The organism is Rhodococcus sp. NPDC057014, from assembly GCF_042673295.1.
GTDB lineage: Bacteria > Actinomycetota > Actinomycetes > Mycobacteriales > Mycobacteriaceae > Rhodococcus_F.
The window spans coordinates 1-1,961 of the sequence record NZ_JBHUSF010000602.1; the positions used below are offsets into that span (position 1 = coordinate 1).

The following is a 1,961-nucleotide window of genomic DNA, read 5'->3' on the forward strand; positions in this document are numbered from 1 at the left end:
GATCTGGCCGGCTTCCTTGGTGGCCTGACGCTGGGCGTCCTCGAAGTACGCGGGGACGGTGATCACGGCGTCCGTGATGTCCTCACCCAGATACGATTCCGCGTCCCTCTTCAGTTTCATCAGCACTCGGGCGCTGATCTCCTGAGCGCTATATTTCTTGTCGTCGATTGCCACATGCCAGTCGGTGCCGATCTCCCGTTTCACCGACCGCACCGTCCGGTCCACATTGGTGACTGCCTGGTTCTTGGCTGGCTGGCCGACCAGCACCTCGCCGTTCTTCGCGAACGCCACGACCGACGGTGTCGTGCGCGAACCCTCCGAGTTGGCGACCACCACCGGGTCGCCACCCTCGAGTACACACACCACCGAGTTCGTGGTCCCCAAATCGATTCCCACCGCGCGAGCCATGACCGCCTCCAGCACCACACCGGGCGGGCGTGGTCCTTCGCGGAACCGCTAGACATCACGCCCACCGAACTTGAGTGTTATCGACTCAATTTTCCCTCGGAGCAAAAATGCGGTCAAGGAGAAAAATTGAGCGTAGGACGCTCAATATTAAGACCTGTGTGTCCGTCAGATACCGCGGCACCACCACTTCCGACCTCACCGACGAAAGCAAGAACACGATCCGTGCGCGGGCTGGAGGACCGTGGCACCCCGTCGAACCATGGGGTCGAATATCGCCCGCACAACCCACCCGGAGGCGATGGTGCCGACGACCACCGGTGGGAGCCGCCGGGCACGGACATTGCCGCGAGCCGCGCGGCGACCTGCCAGCGCAGCGGGTCCGGAGCGCACACACGCACACCGTGCCGTCCGCTCGGACGCGGCCCCGCGAGTGGTGAGATCGAACCGTTGACGAAGCGGGACGGCTGCACCCTGACGTTGGGCCAGGCCTGTGTGAATCGGCGGGCGGTGCGGTAGCTCCGGAATCATGGGAAGGTGAACGATGAGCAGCTGGCCCTACTGGTTTGAGATCGCCGTGATCTGCGGGATCACCGCGGTAGGCACCATCGTGTGGGGACATTGGGAGGAGCACACCCCGAAATGGCGGCGGATCGGGAAGATGGTCGTGTTGTGCGTGCTGTCGGTCCTCGTCTCCGCCACGGCCGGGCGATTCTGGTTCTTCGTGCTGCTCGGCGCCTTGGCCATGATCGTCCTGCTGGTCCACGCCTGGTGGCTTCCACGGAAAGGCATCAATGGTTGGACCGGTGAGCCCCGCGAGAAGTACTACGCCCTCCGCGGCTGGAAGTGGCCGCCGGAGCGACGGTGAAAATCGTTGGCTGAGCGTCAGGGCGTGTCGCGCCTCTACGGCGTCGATCAATACCAAGTTTCTGCGGTATCGAGGCGTCCCGGTTCGGCAGTCAACGACGTCTCACTTGGTGGCACCGTGCGTGTTGTTGCGCCGCCCGCTCCCACCCTGAGCAGCAGCCTCGCGCCGGCACCCCCGCCGCCGGCCACCATGATCAGCTCCGAACCGATCGCCCCCGCACCCGAGGTTCTCGCGCCGGACGACACTGCACCGAGCACAGGTGTAGGCACCGGCGGCGGGAACGGCAACCAAGGCAACGGCCAAGGCGGCAACGCCGGCCCAGGTAACGGGAACCAGGGAAACGGCAACGGGAGCAACGAAAACGGGAACGGAAACAACGGCGGTGGTGGACGGGGCAACGGCGGCGGGAACTGAGCCAACCGTCCATTGCCCTCGCCGCCACCGCGAGGAATGGACGTCGCCGCTTCCGCGGGTTCCGGAATGGGCGATCAGGAACCCTGAACGGCGCTTTCGCATTGCGCCACCGGCGTTTCCCGGGGGTGGTTCGGCTATTTACTGTAGGTGCCGGTAGAGCCGTCCGTGGTTGCTGAACCAGGCGATATTCCCATCGGACCCCCGAAGGAAGTTGGATCGGGTGCCGGTGGGTTCGAGGTCGGGGCCGAGGTCGAGCCCGTAGTCGGTCTTGTAC

General features: G+C 64.9%; 4 protein-coding genes. 2 read left to right on the forward strand and 2 right to left on the reverse strand.

Annotated elements, in window-relative coordinates:
* Positions 1-408 (reverse strand): Hsp70 family protein (locus ACFTZB_RS45315; RefSeq protein ID WP_378442499.1); only part of this gene is annotated, 408 nt, incomplete at its 3' end.
* A gap of 541 nt (positions 409-949) precedes the next feature.
* On the opposite strand from ACFTZB_RS45315, the gene ACFTZB_RS45320 reads away from it, so the two are divergent.
* Both ACFTZB_RS45320 and ACFTZB_RS45325 read left to right on the forward strand, forming a co-directional pair.
* The gene (locus ACFTZB_RS45320) at positions 950-1,273 is read left to right on the forward strand and encodes a hypothetical protein (RefSeq protein WP_378442501.1); all 324 of its coding nucleotides are present in this window, start codon (positions 950-952) and stop codon (positions 1,271-1,273) included.
* A 117-nt stretch (positions 1,274-1,390) separates the two neighbouring features.
* Positions 1,391-1,687 (forward strand): hypothetical protein, encoded by a 297-nt coding sequence (locus tag ACFTZB_RS45325; RefSeq protein ID WP_378442503.1) that lies wholly within the window; start codon positions 1,391-1,393, stop codon positions 1,685-1,687.
* A 138-nt stretch (positions 1,688-1,825) separates the two neighbouring features.
* Here the strand turns inward: ACFTZB_RS45325 and ACFTZB_RS45330 are convergent.
* Positions 1,826-1,961: hypothetical protein (locus tag ACFTZB_RS45330; RefSeq protein ID WP_378442505.1), on the reverse strand; the 136-nt coding region annotated here is incomplete at its 5' end.

What these genes read in the sequence shown, in the direction of transcription:
- ACFTZB_RS45320 (WP_378442501.1), top strand. Translation starts at nt 950, where the DNA reads ATGAGCAGCTGGCCCTACTGGTTTGAGATCGCCGTGATCTGCGGGATC.